Source organism: Cyanobacteria bacterium GSL.Bin1, assembly GCA_009909085.1.
GTDB lineage: Bacteria > Cyanobacteriota > Cyanobacteriia > Cyanobacteriales > Rubidibacteraceae > Halothece.
The window spans coordinates 1-6,338 of the sequence record JAAANX010000082.1 but is presented as its reverse complement, the minus strand read 5'-3'; the positions used below and the strand labels follow the sequence as shown (position 1 = coordinate 6,338).

General features: G+C 45.0%; 3 protein-coding genes and 2 pseudogenes. 4 read left to right on the top strand and 1 reads right to left on the bottom strand.

Annotated features, from left to right (window positions below):
• Nucleotides 1–102: 102 nt before the first annotated feature.
• Nucleotides 103–1,495, bottom strand: a pseudogene (locus GVY04_10215) (IS110 family transposase).
• A gap of 927 nt (nt 1,496–2,422) precedes the next feature.
• On the opposite strand from GVY04_10215, the pseudogene GVY04_10210 reads away from it, so the two are divergent.
• From GVY04_10210 to GVY04_10195, 4 genes and pseudogenes are all read left to right on the top strand, one after another.
• Nucleotides 2,423–4,265: pseudogene (locus tag GVY04_10210) on the top strand (ATP-binding cassette domain-containing protein).
• Between the two features lie 145 nt (nt 4,266–4,410).
• Nucleotides 4,411–4,698, top strand: a complete 288-nt coding sequence (locus GVY04_10205; protein NBD16487.1) for a GNAT family N-acetyltransferase — start codon at nt 4,411–4,413, stop codon at nt 4,696–4,698.
• A gap of 179 nt (nt 4,699–4,877) precedes the next feature.
• On the top strand, nt 4,878–5,219 hold the full coding sequence (locus GVY04_10200; GenBank protein NBD16486.1) for a hypothetical protein: 342 nt from the start codon (nt 4,878–4,880) through the stop codon (nt 5,217–5,219).
• 639 nt (nt 5,220–5,858) lie between these two features.
• The gene (locus GVY04_10195) at nt 5,859–6,122 is read left to right on the top strand and encodes a hypothetical protein (GenBank protein NBD16485.1); all 264 of its coding nucleotides are present in this window, start codon (nt 5,859–5,861) and stop codon (nt 6,120–6,122) included.
• The last annotated feature ends 216 nt before the right edge of the window (nt 6,123–6,338 follow it).

Here is a 6,338-nt window from a genome sequence, read left to right as displayed (position 1 = left end):
GTTTTAACTGTCAGGACACTGATCAATATACCTCCATTCCAGACGCCCAATTCAAAGTTTCTTTTATTCGTAGCGGGTGGTCTGCCGCCAGTTCAGGGGCTCCTAAGAAACTGAATCAGTTGAAGGCTTGGGAATGACTTCAAAGCCAAGAGAATCAGCTTTTTTCTTAAGATTGTTAAGGAGTCGCTCTTGATACTTTTGTTCATAGTAATCAATGCCAGGATCAACATAACTCTGACCGCTTGTCCAAAGAGAATAGAAAATTCGTGCCAGCTTGTGAGCCGTAGCGGTAATAGCCTTAGGAGTTCCCAACCGACTTCGTAGACGCCGGTAGAAAGCGCCCAAAGCCGAACGACTGTTTTTAAGAGCGTGAGCAGCCATTCGGAAAGCATCTTTCTGCACGGTTAACAACCTGACGAGTTCGAGAAGTTTTTACTTTGCCACCGGTAATACAACTGCCCGGAGAAAGACCTAACCAAGAACAAAAGTGCTTAACCGTGGGGAAACGAGTCGGATCAAGACCCACTTCCGAAAGAATCGTTTGCACGGTTAAAGCTCCCAAGCCATTAATTCGAGTAAAATCCACCCCACTGATGCGATAAAGATGAGTTCTCAAGTCAAAAGCGGGTTGATTGTCTTGAGGTTTGTTGCATCGATATCGAGACGGAGTGGGAGGGAAAACCTCAACATCAACTTGGTCGGAAAACTGAGTGAGACATTGTTCAATTTGACGGTCACACTCAGCAATAGCGGTTTGATAGGTATCATAGAGTTGTAGCTCTTGTTGGAGAACAAAAATGTGTTCAACTCGATAATCTCCGGTAAGGGCTTTGGCAATTTCCTCAACACTGCTTTTGACCCGAGGATTTTTTAAGGAGGCTAAAACTTGAGGGTTTCTCTCTCCAGCAACAATCGCTCGAATGATAGCTAGACCAGTGACTCCCGTGAGGTCACTAAGGACCCGATGCAACTGTAAATTCATTTGAGTTAGGGCTTTTTGCATCCGTAGAATATGGGTACTAGCACTTTGAATCAAGTTTTCCCGTTGACGAATGTAGCTACGCAAAACGCAGATTTGATTCTCGGGGCGAAAGCAACCTGACAAAAGACCGTAACTGTGCAGTTGTTGCAGCCACTGGCAGTCCAAAACATCACTCTTTCGTCCGGGCACGGTTTTCACATGATGAGCATTAACCAATTGCACTTCCAAGCCTTGAGTCTCCAGAATTTGGAACAGAGGAATCCAATAAACTCCGGTGGATTCCATTGCTACTGTCTCCACTTGACACTCCTTCAACCAATGGGCAAGAGCATATAAGTCACTGGTAAAACAGCCAAAACGACGAACGGGCTGAGGGTCTTGTTCGGGAGCAACACTGACCCAATGATGCTCTGCCCCAATATCGATTCCAGCAGCATGAGGATTGAGCACTGGCAAATTTTTCGTCGATTTCCCTTTCCGCTTGGGAGTTGAGTTAGATTTTTTCCGCTTCATGAGGATTATTGCTTTTGATAAGAGAAGGTTACCTGAGCGAGATGAACCAGTTAATTGATTCTCCTAAACGGGATCGCTGTTGAAAGCGTCACCAATGTCATTCCCTTAATCATCTCCAACCATGCTTTGGTTCGGGCGCTAATGAAGACACCAATGAGGGCTCGGTTTGAACTCTCAGGTAACAAAAGTAAATATACAGGCATTTGCTCTTTAGATTCATCAAGTTTCTTTAATTCATTACGAGCCACCGTAAGGTATGCTCGTGGAACGCTTCTGTCACTTTCCGAATTAAAATAGAGAACAATCAAGAAGTCTGCTCTCGAAAAAGCAGGAAGGACAATGGATGTAGCGTTACAGATTCGTAAACATTTACCTCGAGATCCAGAACCCACCCTAGCCGTGGTAGATGGATATTGCAGCAACTATCAAGACCTATTTAAAGATGTGAGAAACTATGAGTGTTTCAAATATCTGCACTTAGGAATTATTGCTCCAATTCCTCGAAAATCCCTCCCCGAAATTGCGAAAGGAGTAGGAATTAATTCCGCGCAATCTCTACACCATATCATCGCGCGTTCCCTTGCGCCGTGAGACGGCGCGGGGTCGCTCCTCTTCCTGGCTAATGCACCCTGGTCAGTAGAAGAATTGAGAAGGAGAAGGTTAGGATTAATAAAATCGGCTCTACAAGGAGAACCGATAACAGTTCTTGTTGATGAAACTGGGGATAGGAAAAAGGGTAAGAAGACGGATTATGTAGCAAGACAGTATTTAGGAAGCATTGGAAAAATTGACCAAGGCATTGTTTCAGTTAATGCTTATGGCTTATGGAAAAATATTACCTTTCCTTTGCTCTTTGAAATATTTAAGCCGAAAGGGACACTCAAAGACGGAGATCAATATAAGACTAAGATTACAATTGCTACAGAAATGATGACTGAATTAATTGAATTAGGCTTGAATCTAGAACCCAAACCCGAACAATTTGCAGTCCAAGCCAATGATCCGCAACCGATTAATCCCTTTGCTAGTTTAGTTCAGCGTTTGTGGCAACATCGAGGCATTCTGAAAACCTTGCTACCGTTGAACTTGGCGGTGGGAATTTTGGCATTGGCGACACCGTTACTGCTGCAATTTCTCACTGACCAAATCTTGACTCAGGATCAGCGTCAACTCCTTACCCCGGTGGCGATTGGTGTCATCATTCTCACTCTGATTAATAGTGGGCTAACCTGGACACAATCAACTCTGGTGGCGCGATTTGCCGAAGCCTTACAAAAAGGGTTGAAGCTCGATTTTGGTAAACAAGTCTTACATTTGCCCCTAGCCTATCATGAAGCCCGTCGGAGTGGCACAGCGATTCGTCGTCTGGGGGATATCCAACAAATTAATCTGCTGGTGTCGCAACAGGTGATTGAGTTACCCATCAAAACTTTTATCGGTTTAGTGGCGATGGGCTTTATTTTCGTCTATAGCTGGCAGTTAGGACTGATTACCGTTGCGGTGGGACTGGGGATGATTGGATCAACATTGGCATTTCAATCTGCCATTCGTCAAACCACGAATCGTTCCTTCTCCATCGCGGGGGAAAATGCCGGAGTGCTTTCTGAAGCCTTCAATGGGGCATTGACCCTCAAAACCATTGCAGCAGCGGATCGACTCTATCCTGAGATTCAACAACGAACTGAACGGGAGTCAAAGTACAAACTGAAAGCAGCGAGGATTCGGATTGCTAGTAATCTCCTCTCGGAAGGCATTGCCGGAGTGGGAACAGTAATTTTGCTATGGTTTGGGAGTATTCTGGTTTTTCAAGACCATCTCACCATCGGGAAACTGATTGCCATTTACGGATTAAAGGAAAGTTTCTTGCAATTCGCGATCGCGCTAGTCAGCTTCATCAGTGATTGGACGCAAATCAAAGCGATTACCCGTTTACTGGCAGAGTTATTTGAATCTGTTCCTGATACCCAAGGCGATGAGGAAAAAACCTGGATAGAAGTTTCCGATCCGGCTGAGATTCACCTGAAAAATATTACCTTTCATTATCCCGGTCGCTTGCCACTCCTCAACAATCTCTCGATGACAATTCCCGGCGGTCAAGTCATCGCCTTAATTGGTAAATCGGGCTGTGGGAAAAGCACCCTCGCTAAACTACTCACCGGACTCTATCCTCTGCAATCGGGAGAAATTTACTTTGGGGACACACCTTTAACCGCAATTCCGTCCGCTTGTCTGCGTCAACAGGTGGCGTTAGTCCCTCAAGATGCCTTCTTTCTTCATCGTTCCCTTCTTGATAATTTTCGCCTCAGTCTTTCTTCATCGTTCCCTTCTTGATAATTTTCGCCTCAGTTTACCCGACGCAACTCTTGCAGAGATTAGGAACGTTTGCCAAATAGCGGGTGCAGATGAATTTGTGCAACGATTTCCCCAGCAGTATGACACCATTCTGGGTGTGGTGGGGGCAAACCTCTCTAGTGGACAAAAACAACGTCTCGCGATCGCGCGGGCTTTACTCCATTCTACTCCTATTTTAATCCTAGATGAGTCCACCGCTAACCTCGATCCCATCACCGAAACAGAAGTCTTGCAACGAGTCCTGAGTTATCGTCAAGGTCAAACCACCATCTTAATTTGTCATCGCCCCCAAGTGATTCATCGTGCCGATTGGATTGTCATGCTGGAGGAGGGACAATTGCAGTTTAATGGGACGCTTCAACACTTCCAAGCCGGTCGTGATTCCAACCTCGCTTTACTAACTGCAAAGGCTTCCTAATCCCTATAAAGTCCATAACTTTTCTACATTGACAAGCCAGGAAACAAAATTTATCAACAAAGGGGTGAACCTAGCCAAGCTTCCACCAGGGGCAATCTAGCTCAAAAGCTTTGTCATGTAAGGATTTCAGAAACAGATTTTTGGGGTGTCGTCATCTCTAAAATATTGCAGGCTTTATCCGCAGGAAAGCTTTGATATTGCTAATTTGGCTGTGACTTCCAGATCTCGGAATCAAGGGATTGGTCAACAGTTACTCTCAAACTGCATTAATGAAGCGTCTACTCATTTAGGCTCAGTTTATATCAGTGTTGACGTTACTAACTTAAGAGCGAAAAAGTTATATGAATCAATGGGCTTTCAGCTAGTGCAAGAGAAAGTAATCGGCTTAGGAAGATTTAGAGTTGGTTCTTTGGTTCTAGCGTTGTTATCTTGAAGGGTTAGCGCGATGTGGCAAAGCCACCGCCTTTCGGGCATCGCGCCTTTCCCTAAATCGCTGCAATTTCCGCCTCAAGTTTCATAACAAATGCATACATTCTCCTCCCTCAACATATCTAAAGGACAACACACCAAATTTCTTAGCCTTTAGAAACACTGACTCCAAAAAAAACTCTTATGATTAGTAAAAAACTTGCTTTTGGTTTCATCGCTATTGTTGCTTTCGCCACTCCCGCTGCTGCTCAACAAGCCCAAACTTCTGTGCAAAGTGCCAACACTCAAAATGCCGCAGTCAACGGCTCCAGTGCCTTTTCCAACACTGAGTTGAATAATCAGCAAATTCAGTTGGAACGCGAGGGCTTTTTCAATCACGATCCTCAAGGCCAAGTTTCCATCCAAGAGTCCAACACCAGTAATGCTGCCGTTAACGGCTCCAGTGCCTTTTCTAACACCGAGCTGAATAATCAGCAAGTACAAGTTGACTCCGAGGGGTACTACCACTATCCGCTGGGATACTAATTTTTCTGAGGAGGGGAATAGAATTCCCTCTCCTCAACTAAATTTGAGAGAGCTAACATTGGCCTGATGCAATTTCCTAGACACGAGTGAGTCATTCTAAGTGGTCTCCTCCGTTTTTTCTTTTGTCAGAGTGGTACAGAAAAATCAGGGTTCAGACGCCTTCAATTACCCGTTTTTTTTGGCTTTTCCCGGTTAATAAGCGCAATCGCTGATCGAAAATTTCTCTCCCTGTAACGGACTTTGTGCTCTACTGACTCTGATCACGGTATCTCTTTTCAGATGAGACGAATTCAACGGTTTAGAATACAGCCAATCAAGTTTCTGCTCGCTTGGGTTGCTGCTAATTTGATCGGGGGCTTCTTGGTGGGATATCTTGAGGAGAATGGTTGGCCGTTTATGGCGACACTTATCTTCTCTGGGGCTATTATTGGTTCCCTGCAATGGACAGTTTTGAGATGGCTCGGCATAAGGGATTGGTGGTGGCCTTTAGCAAGTGCCATCGGCTGGATCTTTGGCATCCACTTATCTATAGGCTTACAACCTGCCGTTAATTGTCTTGTTAACGGTCTATGGCATCAGTTTGGCATGGGGGAAGTCTTCTGGCTTAACCTGATCAATCTGCCAGTCTGGTTATCATTCATGGCAATCCTTCAAGGATGTCTTCTTAGTTGCCATACTCGTTTCCGAGCACGTAGCTTTAGAATTTGGATGTTAGCCAGTTGGTTGGGTGCGGCGGTGAATGGGGCCATCGGTGCCTGGTTATGCCAACTCATGTGTCAGGTATTACCTAAGGTACTGATTGGTCTTGTCAACGGCACGGGCTGGGCCGCCTATGGTATTGTCACTGGAGTGGCTCTTTTATGGATCTTCATGGGACCCCCTGCCACTGAGAAAAATCTATGAGGATCCTGGTGGTTTGCCATACCTACTCCTGAGATGATCGCGCTCTTTTCGTCTAGGTCATTAAAGTCCTTAATCCTGATTCAGGTTGAGGCAAGACAGTTGTAATACCAATTTGCCAAATATGTGCTACAAATAAGATGGTGTCTATTTACAACTAAAAGTTATGTCAGGAGTACTTAAAATTGAGATCACTGAGTCAGAGAATGAATTGAGGGA

Bases quoted from the DNA above. Each gene is read 5' to 3' on its own strand.
- GVY04_10200 (NBD16486.1), top strand. From the start codon at position 4,878: ATGATTAGTAAAAAACTTGCTTTTGGTTTCATCGCTATTGTTGCTTTC.
- GVY04_10195 (NBD16485.1), top strand. From the start codon at position 5,859: ATGGCAATCCTTCAAGGATGTCTTCTTAGTTGCCATACTCGTTTCCGA.